The sequence below is a fragment of the Providencia rettgeri genome (genome assembly GCF_001874625.1).
Lineage (GTDB): Bacteria > Pseudomonadota > Gammaproteobacteria > Enterobacterales > Enterobacteriaceae > Providencia > Providencia huashanensis.
This window is the reverse complement of record NZ_CP017671.1, coordinates 3,080,098-3,095,126: the sequence shown is the minus strand read 5'-3', so window position 1 is coordinate 3,095,126 and position 15,029 is coordinate 3,080,098. Positions and strand designations below refer to the sequence as shown.

General features: G+C 39.5%; 17 protein-coding genes. 14 read left to right on the top strand and 3 right to left on the bottom strand.

Annotated features, from left to right (window positions below; all coding sequences use genetic code 11):
* Nucleotides 1-54: 54 nt before the first annotated feature.
* The 11 genes from rpoE (at nucleotide 55) to acpS (ending at nucleotide 9,951) form a co-directional block, all read left to right on the top strand.
* A complete protein-coding gene (rpoE, locus tag RB151_RS14215) occupies nucleotides 55-633 on the top strand; it encodes an RNA polymerase sigma factor RpoE (RefSeq protein WP_042844720.1) in 579 nt (192 codons plus the stop codon).
* A gap of 59 nt (nucleotides 634-692) precedes the next feature.
* Nucleotides 693-1,322 carry an anti-sigma-E factor RseA gene (gene rseA, locus RB151_RS14210; RefSeq protein ID WP_042844719.1) on the top strand — a complete coding sequence of 210 codons (630 nt, stop codon included), beginning with the start codon at nucleotides 693-695 and terminating at the stop codon, nucleotides 1,320-1,322.
* Nucleotides 1,322-2,272, top strand: coding sequence for a sigma-E factor regulatory protein RseB (gene rseB, locus RB151_RS14205; RefSeq protein ID WP_042844718.1), 951 nt, complete (start codon nucleotides 1,322-1,324; stop codon nucleotides 2,270-2,272). The genes rseA and rseB overlap by 1 nt, the downstream gene beginning before the upstream one ends.
* A 3-nt stretch (nucleotides 2,273-2,275) precedes the next feature.
* The gene (gene rseC, locus RB151_RS14200) at nucleotides 2,276-2,740 is read left to right on the top strand and encodes a SoxR-reducing system protein RseC (protein WP_042844716.1); all 465 of its coding nucleotides are present in this window, start codon (nucleotides 2,276-2,278) and stop codon (nucleotides 2,738-2,740) included.
* Between the two features lie 394 nt (nucleotides 2,741-3,134).
* A complete protein-coding gene (lepA, locus tag RB151_RS14195; protein WP_042845371.1) occupies nucleotides 3,135-4,931 on the top strand; it encodes a translation elongation factor 4 in 1,797 nt (598 codons plus the stop codon).
* Between the two features lie 17 nt (nucleotides 4,932-4,948).
* Nucleotides 4,949-5,914: a signal peptidase I gene (gene lepB, locus RB151_RS14190; RefSeq protein WP_042844715.1), complete on the top strand. Its 966-nt coding sequence runs from the start codon at nucleotides 4,949-4,951 to the stop codon at nucleotides 5,912-5,914.
* Between the two features lie 302 nt (nucleotides 5,915-6,216).
* Complete coding sequence (gene rnc / locus RB151_RS14185) at nucleotides 6,217-6,897, top strand: ribonuclease III (RefSeq protein ID WP_042844714.1); 681 nt, start codon at nucleotides 6,217-6,219, stop codon at nucleotides 6,895-6,897.
* Complete coding sequence (gene era / locus RB151_RS14180) at nucleotides 6,894-7,802, top strand: GTPase Era (RefSeq protein ID WP_042844713.1); 909 nt, start codon at nucleotides 6,894-6,896, stop codon at nucleotides 7,800-7,802. Before rnc ends, era begins: the two co-directional genes overlap by 4 nt.
* 11 nt (nucleotides 7,803-7,813) lie before the next feature.
* A complete protein-coding gene (recO, locus tag RB151_RS14175) occupies nucleotides 7,814-8,542 on the top strand; it encodes a DNA repair protein RecO (RefSeq protein WP_042844712.1) in 729 nt (242 codons plus the stop codon).
* Between the two features lie 291 nt (nucleotides 8,543-8,833).
* Nucleotides 8,834-9,565, top strand: a complete 732-nt coding sequence (gene pdxJ, locus RB151_RS14170; RefSeq protein ID WP_042844710.1) for a pyridoxine 5'-phosphate synthase — start codon at nucleotides 8,834-8,836, stop codon at nucleotides 9,563-9,565.
* Entirely contained in the window at nucleotides 9,565-9,951 is a 387-nt protein-coding gene (gene acpS / locus RB151_RS14165; RefSeq protein ID WP_042844709.1) for a holo-ACP synthase, read from the top strand. The genes pdxJ and acpS overlap by 1 nt, the downstream gene beginning before the upstream one ends.
* An 83-nt stretch (nucleotides 9,952-10,034) precedes the next feature.
* On the opposite strand, the gene RB151_RS14160 is transcribed toward acpS, so the two are convergent.
* A complete protein-coding gene (locus tag RB151_RS14160) occupies nucleotides 10,035-10,295 on the bottom strand; it encodes a YfhL family 4Fe-4S dicluster ferredoxin (RefSeq protein WP_042844708.1) in 261 nt (86 codons plus the stop codon).
* A 633-nt stretch (nucleotides 10,296-10,928) separates the two neighbouring features.
* The gene (locus RB151_RS14150; RefSeq protein WP_042844707.1) at nucleotides 10,929-11,207 is read right to left on the bottom strand and encodes a hypothetical protein; all 279 of its coding nucleotides are present in this window, start codon (nucleotides 11,205-11,207) and stop codon (nucleotides 10,929-10,931) included.
* A gap of 228 nt (nucleotides 11,208-11,435) precedes the next feature.
* Between RB151_RS14150 and RB151_RS14145 the strand changes: the two genes are divergently transcribed.
* From RB151_RS14145 to tadA, 3 genes are all read left to right on the top strand, one after another.
* Nucleotides 11,436-11,732 carry a hypothetical protein gene (locus tag RB151_RS14145; protein WP_158516027.1) on the top strand — a complete coding sequence of 99 codons (297 nt, stop codon included), beginning with the start codon at nucleotides 11,436-11,438 and terminating at the stop codon, nucleotides 11,730-11,732.
* Between the two features lie 315 nt (nucleotides 11,733-12,047).
* Nucleotides 12,048-12,695 carry a leucine efflux protein LeuE gene (leuE, locus tag RB151_RS14140; protein WP_042844705.1) on the top strand — a complete coding sequence of 216 codons (648 nt, stop codon included), beginning with the start codon at nucleotides 12,048-12,050 and terminating at the stop codon, nucleotides 12,693-12,695.
* A 93-nt stretch (nucleotides 12,696-12,788) separates the two neighbouring features.
* Nucleotides 12,789-13,280 (top strand): tRNA adenosine(34) deaminase TadA, encoded by a 492-nt coding sequence (gene tadA, locus RB151_RS14135; RefSeq protein WP_042844704.1) that lies wholly within the window; start codon nucleotides 12,789-12,791, stop codon nucleotides 13,278-13,280.
* Nucleotides 13,281-13,321: 41 nt separating this feature from the next.
* On the opposite strand, the gene mltF is transcribed toward tadA, so the two are convergent.
* Nucleotides 13,322-14,986 (bottom strand): membrane-bound lytic murein transglycosylase MltF, encoded by a 1,665-nt coding sequence (gene mltF / locus RB151_RS14130; RefSeq protein ID WP_071548221.1) that lies wholly within the window; start codon nucleotides 14,984-14,986, stop codon nucleotides 13,322-13,324.
* Between the last annotated feature and the right edge of the window lie 43 nt (nucleotides 14,987-15,029).

Genomic DNA, 15,029 nt, shown 5'->3' with positions numbered 1-15,029 from the left:
GAACATGATCAAGTTAACATATTATCAGCCTGAATTCGGGAGATACTTCCTGGAATGAGCGAGCAATTAACTGACCAGATATTGGTTGAGAAGGTGCAAAAAGGCGATCAACAAGCTTTCAACTTACTGGTAATAAAATATCAGCATAAAGTTGCAAGTCTAGTCTCTCGCTATGTGCCGCAGGCCGACGTCCCTGACGTGGCTCAGGAGTCATTTATAAAAGCGTATCGTGCCATCGGGTCATTTCGTGGTGATAGCGCATTTTACACTTGGCTTTATCGTATTGCGGTTAATACGGCTAAAAATTATTTAGTTGCTCAAGATAGGCGTCCACCCGCGTCAGATCTCGAAGCGAGTGATGCAGAAAACTTTGAAACCGCTGGTGCTTTAAAAGAAATTTCGAACCCAGAGAACTTAATGTTGTCTGATGAATTAAAGAAAGTCGTTTTTAAAACCATCGAATCATTGCCAGAAGATTTAAGAATGGCAATTACGCTTCGCGAACTAGATGGTTTGAGCTATGAAGAAATCGCAGAAATTATGGATTGTCCTGTTGGCACTGTACGTTCGCGTATTTTTAGAGCAAGAGAAGCGATTGATAATAAAGTACAACCTCTGATTCAACAGTATTAGTATTGTTAAATCAGTCAATTAACTATAATTGTGATGCAATTAACTGAAGGTAATTGGGCATGCAAAGAGAGAAACTTTCCGCAATGATGGATGGCGAAGTTCTAGATTTAGAACTAGTAAACGCCATTTCACGTGATTCAACGTTAAAGCAACGTTGGGAGAGCTATCATCTTATTCGTGATACTCTACGTAACGAAACTAGCGAGGTCATGCATTTTGATATTGCTAGTAAAGTTGCGGCAGCACTAGAGAATGAAGCTGTGCGTATTAATCCTCAGGTAGTTGTTGAATCGCAGCCTGAACCTGCGACTTGGGGAAGCTTCCCATTCTGGGGCAAAATTCGTCCTTGGGCGAGCCAATTAACCCAAATTGGTGTGGCAGCTTGTGTTTCACTGGCTGTGATTGTTGGTGTTCAACAATATAATCAAAGTGATGCTGTTGATTCACCAGTTGATGAGCCTATGTTTAACACAATTCCAGTAGGAAGTGGTGCGCCAGTAAGCTTAAATATATCTGATAATCAACTGTTTGGTAACGAGCAACAACTGCAACAAGTTGAGCAGCAAAATCAACGTATTAATGCAATGTTGCAGCAGTATGAAATTGAAAGACGCTCAATGTTGAATCAGAATCAGCAATATCAAGAACCTGCACAAGCTGCGTCTTCAGCAGGAGTTAAATTGCAATAATGAATAAATGGTTATCCGTCATCTGCCTGACGGGCAGCCTGATTGTTTCTAATCAAGCTTCGGCATCTGAACAAGATGCCGATGTTCTTTTTAAAGAAATGGGAAATGCTGCCCAAGCTCTCTCTTATGAAATGTCATTTGTGACATTTAACCCTCAATCAATTACTCCTGTACGTTATCGCCATACTATTATTGATGGTAAGCCTGTTTCTCAGATGATCCAGATGGATTCGTCACGACGTGAAATTGTGCAAAAAGGTGACAGCATTAGCTATTTTGAGCCAGGGTTTGATGCATTTAGCTTAAATGGCAAAAATATTGTTGATAACTTACCTTCGGTAATTTTTGCTAATTATCAACAAATTAAACCGTATTATAATTTTATTGATGCAGGGCGCACTCATATTGGTGACCGACCTGCATTAGTGATCCGCATAATATCGAAAGACAATTCACGTTTTAACTATGTAGTATTGATCGATGAAGAAACGAAATTACCATTACGTATCGATCTTCTCGATAATAATAGTCAAACACTTGAACAATTTCGTGTGATCTCAACGGTACTCGATAGCAAAACAGTGAAAGATTCGTTGCTTACCTTGAGCAAGGTAAATATGCCGCCTTTATTGATTTCGCCCAAAAATGGCAATCCCTCATTTAAGTGGCAAATCGGTATGTTGCCACCAGGCTTCGAAGAAATATCGCGCTCTTCACGTAAATTAGCTGAAGACGATATAGTCGAAACGGCGATGTTTAGTGATGGTCTATTTACCTTTTCTGTTAATGTGACAAAATCTGCAAAAGGCCCGTTGTTAGATCAACCCTTACAAAATGGGCGTCGGACAATTTATACGATGGCGCAAAAACAACATGTGGTCACTATCATCGGTGAATTACCGTTGGCAACCGCACAAGTCGTGGCGGGTAGTATTCAGTTCCGGGAGTAAGTTATGGTAAAAGAGTGGGCAACAGTAGTCCGTTGGCAAAACGGTAGGGCGTTATTGCGCTATGGTTCTTCATCTGGCTGTGGAAGTTGCGGTGCTCGTAAAACCTGTGGTTCTTACGCATTAAGTAAAATAGGGCCAAATACGGAACATGAATTAGAAATTGCGATTGAACAGCCACTGGTGGTAGGGCAAAAGATTGAGGTCGGTATTCCAGAAGGTAGCTTGATCCGCTCTGCACTATTAGTTTATTTAACGCCTATTTTAGGGTTATTTATTTTTGCAGGTCTAGCGCAATCATTTAGCTTAGAACAGTTTTGGATAGCTATGTCTGGTGTGGCTGGTGGTGTAATTGGCTTTTTTATAGCACGTAAGTTGGCGTCAAAATGGCGTGATGACGAAGCTTTTCAACCTGTGGTTTTACAAATTGGGTTACCTCCGACAGAGCTTTCGATACAAGTTAATTGCTAAATTTCAATGGCTTGTATTCGAAATATAAATTGGTACTATCACTAAAAAGGGAAACATGTAGTTTCCCTTTTGCGGTTTAAAGCTTATTAATAAATGGATGATTAGCAATTCATTGGCTTTTTAGATTATTTTGAGCAGGAATGAAAATAGTATAAGCACGGTGGTATAAAACAGTATATTTTACAGGGGAGTTAGCGATAAATTACGATAACTAACTTATTAACCTTATACAGGTTTACAGTTGTTTTACATTGAATCTTTGTGTTAGTGGGTTCTTGTATGTAAAATGCTGCTAATTAACAATCTTGTGATAATCATAGCATTTTAGTTTTGTCGCGATATTTGCACAAAGCTGATTTTGTAAGGCAATTTAAAAGAAGATATTACCTTGAAAATCAATAACATAAGAAACTTTTCTATCATTGCTCATATCGACCATGGTAAGTCTACCTTATCAGATCGTATTATTCAGATTTGTGGTGGTTTAACAGATCGTGAAATGGCGGCGCAGGTTTTAGACTCAATGGATTTAGAACGTGAGCGTGGGATCACCATTAAAGCACAGAGTGTTACACTCGATTATACCGCTGCGGATGGTGAAACATACCAATTAAATTTCATTGACACACCTGGCCACGTTGACTTCTCTTATGAAGTATCACGCTCATTAGCAGCATGTGAAGGTGCCCTGTTAGTGGTTGATGCAGGGCAGGGGGTTGAAGCTCAAACACTTGCAAACTGTTATACCGCTATTGAGATGGACCTAGAAGTTGTTCCTGTTTTGAACAAAATCGACTTGCCTGCGGCAGACCCTGAGCGTGTTGCGGATGAAATAGAAGATATCGTGGGGCTCGATGCACATGATGCTGTTCGCTGTTCAGCAAAAACAGGGATTGGCGTTCAAGATGTGATTGAGCGTCTGGTTAAAGAGATCCCCCCACCAGAAGGTGATGCGGATGCGCCTTTACAAGCCTTAATCATTGACTCATGGTTTGATAACTATTTAGGTGTTGTTTCATTGATCCGTATTAAAAACGGCTCCTTGAAAAAAGGCGATAAAATCAAAGTCATGAGTACAGGTCAAGTGTATAACGCTGACCGCCTTGGTATTTTTACACCGAAGCGAATTGACCGCGATGTATTAAATTGTGGTGAAGTAGGCTGGTTAGTATGTGCGATTAAGGATATCACTGGGGCACCAGTAGGTGATACTTTAACAGGTGCTCGTAATCCTGCTGAAAAAGCGCTGCCTGGCTTTAAAAAAGTAAAACCACAGGTTTATGCAGGTTTATTCCCTGTAAGCTCTGATGACTATGAAGCTTTCCGTGACGCCCTTGGTAAACTTAGCCTGAATGATGCATCATTATTCTATGAGCCAGAAACGTCTACGGCACTCGGTTTTGGTTTCCGTTGTGGTTTCCTTGGCTTATTACACATGGAAATCATCCAAGAGCGTTTAGAGCGTGAATACGACCTTGACCTGATTACTACTGCACCAACGGTAGTGTATGAAGTAAAACAAACCAACGGTGAAATTGTGTATGTAGATAGCCCTTCGAAGCTACCTGCATTGAATAATATTGAAGAACTGCGTGAGCCAATTGCAGAATGTCACATGCTGATGCCTAAAGAGTATTTAGGTAATGTGATTACATTGTGTGTTGAGAAACGTGGTGTTCAGACCAATATGGTCTATCATGGTAATCAAGTATCGCTTACTTATGATATTCCAATGTCTGAAGTTGTTCTGGACTTCTTCGATCGTTTGAAATCAACCTCTCGTGGTTATGCATCGTTGGATTACGCATTTAAACGTTTCCAACCATCGGATATGGTGCGGGTCGATGTTCTTATTAACAACGAACGTGTTGATGCCCTCGCCTTGATTACTCACCGCGGAAATTCACAACATCGTGGGCGTGAACTTGTCGAAAAAATGAAAGAACTAATACCTCGCCAACAATTTGATATTGCGATTCAGGCGGCGATTGGTAACCATATTATTGCTCGTTCTACAGTTAAACAACTACGTAAAAACGTGCTTGCCAAGTGTTATGGCGGTGACGTTAGCCGTAAGAAGAAACTGTTACAGAAGCAAAAGGATGGTAAGAAGCGGATGAAACAAGTAGGTAATGTTGAATTACCACAAGAAGCGTTTCTTGCTATATTGCATGTTGGTAAAGACAACTAAGTTTACAAGGAGACTCAATGGCTAACACCTTTGCCTTGATCCTAACACTGGCAACATTAATCACAGGGATTATATGGTGTTTAGACAAGTTTAAATTTGCACCTGCTCGTAAAGCGAAGCTAAAGCAATTACAGGATGCGACTAACGGTGCAGTGAGTGAAGCGGATGTTGCGAATGCAGTTCGCCGTCCTTCATGGCTTGAAACAGGGTCATCTATTTTCCCTGTGTTAGCTATTGTGCTGGTTGTCCGCTCATTTATTTATGAGCCATTCCAAATACCTTCAGGGTCAATGATGCCAACTTTATTAGTTGGCGACTTTATGTTGGTTGAGAAATTTGCTTATGGGCTAAAAGACCCAATTACGCAGACGACATTAATCGAAACTGGTAAACCTAAACGTGGTGATATTGCGGTATTTAAATACCCGAAAGATCCAAATGTTGATTTTGTAAAACGTGTGATTGGTATGCCTGGGGATAAAATCGTTTATAACCCAGATGCGAAAGAACTGACTATTTACCCAAATTGTGCTGATAACAAGTGCACGGAAAAACTCCCTATTACTTATGGTCCATTGGCACCGAGTGAATGGACGATGTTTTTTGATGTTGATTCTGTTGTTGACAGCCAAAAGGGTAATTATGAAATCCCATTGGACGAAGCATTACCTAGAAATGCACTGCGCCAGTATGAGCGTAGCGAAAAATTAGGCACCGTTGAGCATCAAATCCTAATTATTCGCCAAGCTATTACTGAAGCAAGGTATTTGCAACCGGGTATGCCAAAGAATGAATGGATTGTGCCTGAAAAGCATTATTTTATGATGGGTGACAATAGGGACAACAGTTCAGATAGCCGTATGTGGGGCTTTGTTCCTGAAGAAAACCTAGTTGGTCGAGCTGTGTTTATTTGGTTAAGTTTGGATAAACAAGAAAACGAATGGCCTACAGGTATTCGCTTTAGCCGAATTGGTCCACTATAATCTTATTAATTGGATCTGCCAAACGGTGGTTGTGCGGGTTTTCATTTGAAAATCCGCATAATCCGAAGCATTATTATTTTACCCAGTGTACAATATAGTTTAATTAATATTATTGGCTCTCCAATTATTAACCCTCCTTTATAATGCATGGTAACTAATGGTATTTTATAATTAGTTCTACTGAGCTGTATAAAATGTGGGTTGACTCGGGAGTCAGTGCAAACGCAACAGTTTTGTAAAATGGCTTATTTTACAGGTCTGTTGCGTGTGCTTTTTTATCAAATAAAAATGGTTGGGCGCACATGAACCCCTCTTTACTAGAAAGATTACAGCGTAAGCTTGGTTATCAATTCAATCAAAATGAGTTATTAATCCAAGCCTTAACACATAGAAGCGCAAGCAGCAAACACAATGAGCGCCTAGAATTTCTAGGGGACTCAATATTAAGTTTTGTTATTGCAAATGACTTATATCATCGTTTCCCTAAAGTGGATGAAGGTGATATGAGCCGAATGCGAGCAACACTTGTGCGTGGAAATACATTAGCGGAAATTGCCCGTGAATTTGAACTCGGTGAATGCTTGCGTTTAGGGCCGGGGGAATTAAAAAGCGGTGGGTTTCGTCGCGAATCTATCCTTGCTGATACTGTTGAAGCACTGATCGGTGGTATTTTTTTAGATAGTGATATTCAAACGATCGAAAGAATTATTTTAGATTGGTATCAAAGTAGACTGGATGAAATCAGTCCGGGTGATAAACAAAAAGACCCGAAAACAAGGTTACAAGAATATCTGCAAGGGCGTCATTTACCATTACCTAACTATCTAGTTGTTCAGGTAAAAGGTGAAGCTCACGATCAAGAATTTACGATCCACTGTCAAGTCAGCGGTATTGAACAGCCTATTAATGGGGTTGGGTCAAGTCGCCGTAAAGCAGAGCAAGCCGCCGCAGAGCAAGCATTGAAAATTTTGGAGCTTGAATGAGTGAATTACAATCCCACTGTGGCTTTGTGGCTATAGTTGGGCGGCCAAATGTTGGTAAATCAACATTATTAAATCAATTACTGGGGCAAAAAGTTTCGATTACATCGAGAAAGCCTCAGACGACTCGCCATCGTATTATGGGGATCCATACAGAAGATAATTACCAAATTATTTATGTAGATACTCCAGGGTTACATATTGAAGAAAAACGAGCTATTAACCGTTTAATGAATCGAGCCGCATCGAGCTCAATTGGTGACGTGGAATTAGTTATTTTTGTGGTTGAAGGCACTAATTGGACGCCTGATGATGAAATGGTATTGACTAAGCTATCTAGCTTACGTTGCCCTGTTATTTTAGCGATCAATAAAATTGATAATGTGGTCGATAAAACGATATTGTTGCCGCATATCGGTATGATTAGCCAGAAAATGAACTTTTTGGATGTTGTTCCTATCAGTGCGGAGAAAGGCACGGGTGTAGATACAATTGCTAAGATTGTGAAGCAACATATACCTGAAGCGACTCACCATTTCCCTGAGGACTATATCACCGACCGTTCCCAGCGTTTTATGGCATCGGAAATCATCCGTGAAAAGCTAATGCGTTTTCTTGGGGATGAATTGCCATACTCAGTGACTGTAGAAATTGAACAATTTAAAGTGACGGATTCGGGTATATATCATATCAATGGATTGATTCTGGTTGAGCGAGAAGGCCAGAAGAAAATGGTGATTGGTAACAAAGGTAGCAAACTGAAAACCATTGGTACTGAAGCACGTATTGATATGGAAAGAATGTTTGATAATAAAGTACACCTTGAGCTTTGGGTTAAAGTTAAATCTGGTTGGGCTGATGACGAAAGAGCATTGCGCAGCCTTGGTTATGTCGACGACCTCAAATAATTGGTGGCAGAATGAGTGGTTGGCAACGTGCGTTTGTACTCCATTCAAGGCCTTACAGTGAGACAAGCTTATTACTTGATTTTTTCACTGAAGGTGAAGGGAAAATTCGCTTGCTTGCGAAAGGTGCTCGCCGTAACCGCTCACCATTAAGAGGCTGTTTACAGCCTTTCACACCTTTGCTGATCCGTTGGGGAGGCAAAGGTGAAATCAAAACACTCATTAATGCTGACCCTGTTTCCTTGGCTTTACCTTTAACGGGGACGGTTTTATATAGCGGTTTATACCTTAATGAATTAACCGCTCGAGTATTAGAATTTGGCACACCTTATTCAGCCTTATTTTTTGATTACCTTTCTTGTTTGCAAATACTCGCAGCAAGTGAACAGACCCCAGAATTTGCTTTACGCCAATTTGAATTGGCGCTGCTTTCCTACCTTGGTTATGGGGTGGATTTTCTACACTGTGCAGGCAGTGGAGAACCAGTTTCCGATACTATGACTTACCGTTACCGTGAAGAAAAAGGTTTTATTGGTAGTTTAATTGTTGACCAGCTCAGTTTCACAGGTAAGCAACTTAAAGCACTGGCTAGTAGAGAATTCCCAGATGCTGATACATTGAAAGCAGCCAAACGCTTCACTCGCATTGCCCTTAAACCCTACTTAGGTGGAAAGCCCTTAAAAAGCCGCGAGCTATTTCGCCAATTTACCTACTCGCCTAAAGTGCAGAATAAGCCCAATTAAATATATTGTTATTTTAATGATTGAATGACCCCATATATTAAATATATTGATTATGGTTATTCGCCCCTTTTTTATTATTTTTACTGAAAGTCTTCGCTTTGAACAACGTGAATTTATCATTTCAATAAAATTCTACGAAGCGCTTCGCAAAATAAAAGTGTAACCATTGAAATAGGGCAATTAAGCTGGAATTCACCTCGAATGATGAGAGATTTATTCCCTCAAGACGGCAAATTACAGTAGGATAGAAGGGAGAGTTGTTTGTTATCGTTTATTTATTGGGAGAAAAAAATGGCTGAGCTTTTGTTAGGTGTAAATATTGACCACATTGCAACTGTTAGGAATGCAAGAGGCACTCAATATCCCGACCCTGTACAAGCTGCTTTTGTCGCTGAGCAAGCAGGGGCTGATGGCATCACGGTGCATTTACGTGAAGATCGTCGCCATATTACCGATAGAGATGTCGCCCTTTTAAATGAAACCATTCAAACTCGAATGAATCTTGAAATGGCAGTAACGGATGAAATGGTTGAGATAGCCTGCCGTATTAAACCTGCATTTTGTTGCTTAGTCCCTGAAAAACGTGAAGAAGTCACCACTGAAGGTGGCTTGGATGTCGCAGGTCAAAAACAAAAAATAGCTGATGCCGTTAAGCGCCTTTCTGAAGCGGGTATTTTAGTTTCATTATTTATTGATGCAGATCACGAGCAAATCGATGCGGCACAAGAGTGTGGGGCACCATTTATTGAGATCCATACTGGGGCTTATGCAGATGCGAAAACAGAACAAGAGCAAGAGTTAGAATTTCGTCGTATTCGTGATGGTGTGGTATATGCCGCAGGTAAAGGTATTAAAGTGAATGCAGGTCACGGGTTGACTTACCATAATGTTCAGCGTATTGCCCAATTACCGGAAATTTATGAGCTAAATATTGGTCATGCAATCATTGGTCGTGCTTTATTTAGCGGGTTAGCACAAGCCGTTGCTGATATGAAAAAAATATTATTAGAAGCGCGTAAATAATGGCGATTGTAGGGTTAGGTACAGATATTGTTGAAATAGCACGCATTGAGTCTGCAATTGAACGCACAGGTGACAGCCTAGCGAACAGGATACTGACAGAAAGCGAGTTCGTTCAATACCAAAAACAATCAAAGCCAGCGCGTTTTTTGGCAAAACGTTTTGCAGTCAAAGAGGCTGCTGCAAAAGCATTAGGCACAGGAATACGCAATGGTTTAGCATTTACCCAATTCGAAGTGACAAATGATAAATTGGGTAAGCCATTACTTAATTTAAATGGCGCTGCGCTGGAACTTGCAGGTAGCTTAAAAGCAACACATTTCCATGTTTCGATTACAGACGAACGCCACTATGCCGCTGCTACAGTCATTATTGAAAGTAATCTTTAAATAATGCTATGCCTAGCTGCCAGAAAATCTACTGGCAGCTTTCTAAGCATTAAAGCTCAATAGCGAGGGGAGGTTAATTGGGGTTAAATTTTATCAGCGTGGTGAATTGCAACAAATTTGTCCCATAACTGTTCTTCAGTTTCAATATGTTGAGGGTCGGTGATGATTGTGTTTGTTATCGGGCAGACAGATTGACACGTAGGTTTGTCATAATGGCCTACGCATTCAGTACACAGGCTGGAGTCAATTTCATAAATTTCATCGCCCATAAAAATTGCATCATTTGGGCATTCTGGCTCACACATATCGCAGTTGATACATTTTTTAGTAATTAATAATGACATATCAATAATTTACACTTAAATAAGTTAATAATTAGCAACTTATACCTTGCACTTATTCGTTACTTTCGTCTGGTATTTGTGATTTTATACAGTATATTTCATATTGAAAAATCTAAATTCGTAACACAAAACTCAACGCATCCCTTTTTATAGCTTAGAAAATACCTAGTGAGTGCACTTAAAGTAGAGTGCTTTGTTATATAGGGGCATTTCAATGTCAGTAATGTCGGATAAAGCAACACAAAACTTAAAATCACCATCAGTTGATGAATATTTAGGTGCTTTACTGCGCTAGGAGCCATGCAAGCCCACTTATACAAGTACACACATGAGGTTTGTATTACTGCCGCTAAAATCATTTTAAATCATCTTAACAAGCTACGTCGATCTAAATACGAAGAATCACACTATCTATGCATTGATTTCAGTGAAGCAGGTAAGGTTACTATATATGCGGAGCTTCTGAAACAGATGAATTTAAAAGGTAGTAAGTTAGGCGAGTCTCTGTCAATTGTGTGAGAAAAAACAAAACTAATCAGAATAATGCTGGCAAGACTAAAAGATAAAGTGAACCTGCTTTGGCAGGTTTTTGTTGCCCAAGCCATAGATGATCTAGCTAGCTTGGGCAATAAATTATTTATTCGATTCTATTTTCTTATCCTGCTCATATAACTTAGCGCCTTTAGCTCGAAGTTCTCCATCGACAATTTCGATAGAATCAGCTTCTACAATAATTTTTTCCTGTGGTTCATTGCTAGATTGCTTCCCGTTTAATTTGATAGTGATTTCAGGAGCATTGATAACACCCTCTTTGACTTCTACCGATTCAGATGAAGTTTGTATGGAATTGGCCATAGCGAACGTAGATAGTGTGACTGAAATTACAGCTAAAGGTGCAATATATTTGCGCATAAAAAAACACTCCATTGTGATGTATAAAACGGGATGCTATCAAATGAAGGTTAAATGGGTTACAAGTTATGTAAAGGTAGTTAGTTTAAGTGTGTCTAGCGAAACTCGGCAGGTTTGCTTCAATTTGCATTTCCTCTACGCTAACATCACTGAAATTAATTAATGGGATGGTGTGAGATGAAAAGGATACTAGCAGTTGTGTTGTTCATATGTTTTCAATCGTCTGTAATGGCGACTACCTACAGCTTGGATGAACTACAGGCGATGTTAGATAACAATAAAAAGCCAGAAGTAGTAAGCCCTTATAAGCAACTCATAAAAGTTAAAGGGCTAGGTGATTTTAAATCTTGCAAAGAGTGGCAAAAAGAACAATTAATACCTTATGCTGTGTATCCACAGAAAATAGGGGCTTCAATGGAGAAGTTATATTCTATTAGGGTGTTGATGGAGGATAGAACACTAACATTCAATTGTATTGATCTGGACAATGTGTCCGGTACTATAAATGAAGCAATGTACAAGTAATTTAGCCCTTACCTGTTGTCAGGTATTTCACTCAAATTTGAGGGACTGCTTACTCATAATCTATGCTCCTTTATCTGACGAAGTGGCTAAAGTTATTAATTATGAGGAACGACCTCCCCTAAATAACTTGTTATGCATGAAGTAGTTATTGATATATCGCCAATTAAATTGCTGATAAAAATTGAGTTGAATTATTAACCTTGAATGTAAAAGAAAATTAAGTGATTAATATTTACCGATAACATTCACTTGAATAAATATTTTCAGACAACAAAAGTTATGGTAGTAATAATAAAAAATTATTAGGGTATGGCTATGTTTGAAAACCTAGGTGTATTGAATTTTTGGACGTATTTGGCAGGGTTAATATTAATTATCATTGTACCGGGGCCAAACTCGCTTTATGTATTAAAAACAAGTACATCACATGGTACTCGAGCAGGGTACCGCGCTGCAATAGGGGTATTTACTGGGGATGCAATCCTGATTTTCCTTTCTTTTATTGGTGTCGCATCACTGATTAAAGCATCACCGACTCTATTCACCATTGTTCGTTACTTAGGGGCTGCTTATTTATTGTATTTAGGCTGCAAAATTTTGTATGCTACTTTTTTACAAAAGAAATCAATGTCTTCTGAACAAAGTACGATAGAAATTAAAGCTGAGAAATATTTCACTCGGGCTTTAGTACTCAGTTTAACTAACCCTAAGGCCATTTTATTTTATATTTCATTTTTTATTCAGTTTATAGATTTTAATTATTCTCATGCATGGGTACCTTACTTGGTATTAGCCACCATTTTGGAAGCTGTTAGCTTTTTATATCTGAGCTTACTGATTTTTAGTGGTTACTTAATTGCGCGTTTTTTACGTGAAAAACAAGTGCTGGCGAAGTTAGGAAACTGTACGGTTGGGGCGTTCTTCATGGGGTTTGCCGCAAAATTAGCTATTTTTAGCAATTAGCTGAAGATGATACGGGTGTCGACTATTTCAAATTGCAGTCACTCTAACATTTCGGGATAATCAATACATAAAATGTATTGAACAGAGGTAAGAGTGACGCAAATAGAAATTGATGAGTTTTGGATGCAACAAGCCCTAGAGCTAGCGTTGAAAGCGCAAGAGATAGGCGAAATCCCGGTGGGGGCGTTACTTGTTAAAGATAATCAACTAATTGCTTCAGGCTGGAATCGTTCCATTATTGACCACAACCCGACAGCCCATGCTGAAATTATTGCTTTGCAACAAGCAGGGCAAGCTCTGAGCAACTACCGTTTATTAGATACCACATTATATGTCACATTAGAGCCTTGCATCATGTGTGCAGGAGCGATAATTCACAGCCGAATTGGTCGTGTCGTGTATGGCGCTAAAGATTTTAAAACAGGGGCTTGTGGTTCTTATATTAATATTATGGGGCAAGCTGGGTTAAATCATTATGTGGATGTGACTGGCGGAGTCTTAGCCGAAAAGTGTTCTTCAATGCTTAGTGCTTTTTTTAAAATGCGCAGAGAGCAGAAAAAAGCACAAAAGCGTCAACAGAGTTAGCGGTGTTATTTCACTATCCGATTTGCTATTAATTCGTAGGTTTAAAGCGGGTTATCTGGGGATTTAAGTGGTGGAACTGGTACTGGGTTATCAGTCTCTGTTTCATCTTGTAATGAATAAGGCGAAATCAAATAATGGCCTAAGGATAGCTTTTCCATGTTATGGATTTTAGGTGTTTGGTTAGAGGAGCTCATCGCCCCCAGGTTTTTAATGCTAACTTTTTCTGTAGTAGGTGACTGATTTTCAGTTGGGTTAGCCCCTGTAGTTTTTAAGTTATCAGGCGAAATCAAGTAAGTTAATGACTTTTGAGCAATATCAAGCGTATGTTGTTTTCTTTCTCGGCTTTGCAAATAACCGACTAGGCTTTGATGATATCGACGAATATTTTCAACATAGCGATAAGCCTCATGCCCACGAGCATAGCCATAGGTTAGCTGTGAATAATATTTCTTTTGGGTCAGTAATGGTAACCGTGCTTTAACATCAAACCACCGATTTGGGTCCCCACCTAGCATTTCCGTTAGTTTACGCACATCCTGCATATGGCCATATCCCATATTATAAGCTGAAAGAGCGAACCAAATTCGGTCATCTTCTGCGATGGTTTCGGGTAACCGGTCCATTATATAAGCAATATAAGCAGCACCGCCTTTAATACTTTCTTCTGCGTCTAACCTATCGGCAATTCCCATCGTTGCTGCCGTTGGCTTTGTTAACATCATTAAGCCACGAACCCCGGTAGGAGAAGTTGCAAGGGGGTCCCAGTGAGATTCTTGCCATGCAATTGCTGCGAGTAGTTTCCAATCTATCTCTTGGGCATATTTTTCAAATAAAGGTTGGTAGTCAGGTAGTTTATTATCGATAGCTTTAATAAATGCCATGGTATCAAAGTAATCGAATGACTCTACGTGGCTAAAATACTTTTCATTTAACCGTGCTAATAATTCACTTTCATTGCTGAGATTGAAAAAGTCCAGTAATGCGGCATCTAAGCTATTTTCTTGACTACGTCGCATATACCAGGTAACAGCATGGTCATCTAATAGGTCAAAAGCGACAGCAATTTGAGGATGGATGCGCTGCTGTAAAGCGATGGCGATAGAATCTTCTAGTGTATAATCGATTTCACCATCAGCTAGCATCTCAAGTATTTGATTTGTAGTATATTGAGATGTTTCTTCCCATTTTAGATTTGGGTATTCCTTAGCAAGCTCCTTTAGCGTGCTAGCATGGGCGGTACCAGAGGTGACCAGTAGTTTGCCATCAATATCATTGAAAGATTTTGGCCTCGTGGTTCCCTTTCTATATACGAGTTGCTGGGTGACATTAAGGTAACTTGGTCCAGTTTTAGTTTTTGCTAACCTTTCTTTATTATAAAGTAGCCCAGCGACAGCGATATCTGCATCCCCATTTTCAAGATCATCAAAAATCTGCTCAAAATTTGGGCGAATGGTGATTTTTAGTTTAACACCAAGATATGAGGCAAACCCTTGGGCGAGTTCATAGTCAAATCCGCGCAACTGTTTTTGCTCATCTATATAGATAAGTGGTGAGCTAACAGCACTAATACGTAATTCACCTTGAGATATAATTCTATTAATTTGTGAATCTTGTGTATTTGGCCAACGGACGTTAAAACCAATGACCATTGTAGCCAGTAGCGTGATAACTAGGATGATTAGATAGTTAACTTTTAAGTTATTCAAATAATAGTTTCTCGTGCATTAACTGGTGCTGGTATACCTAAAA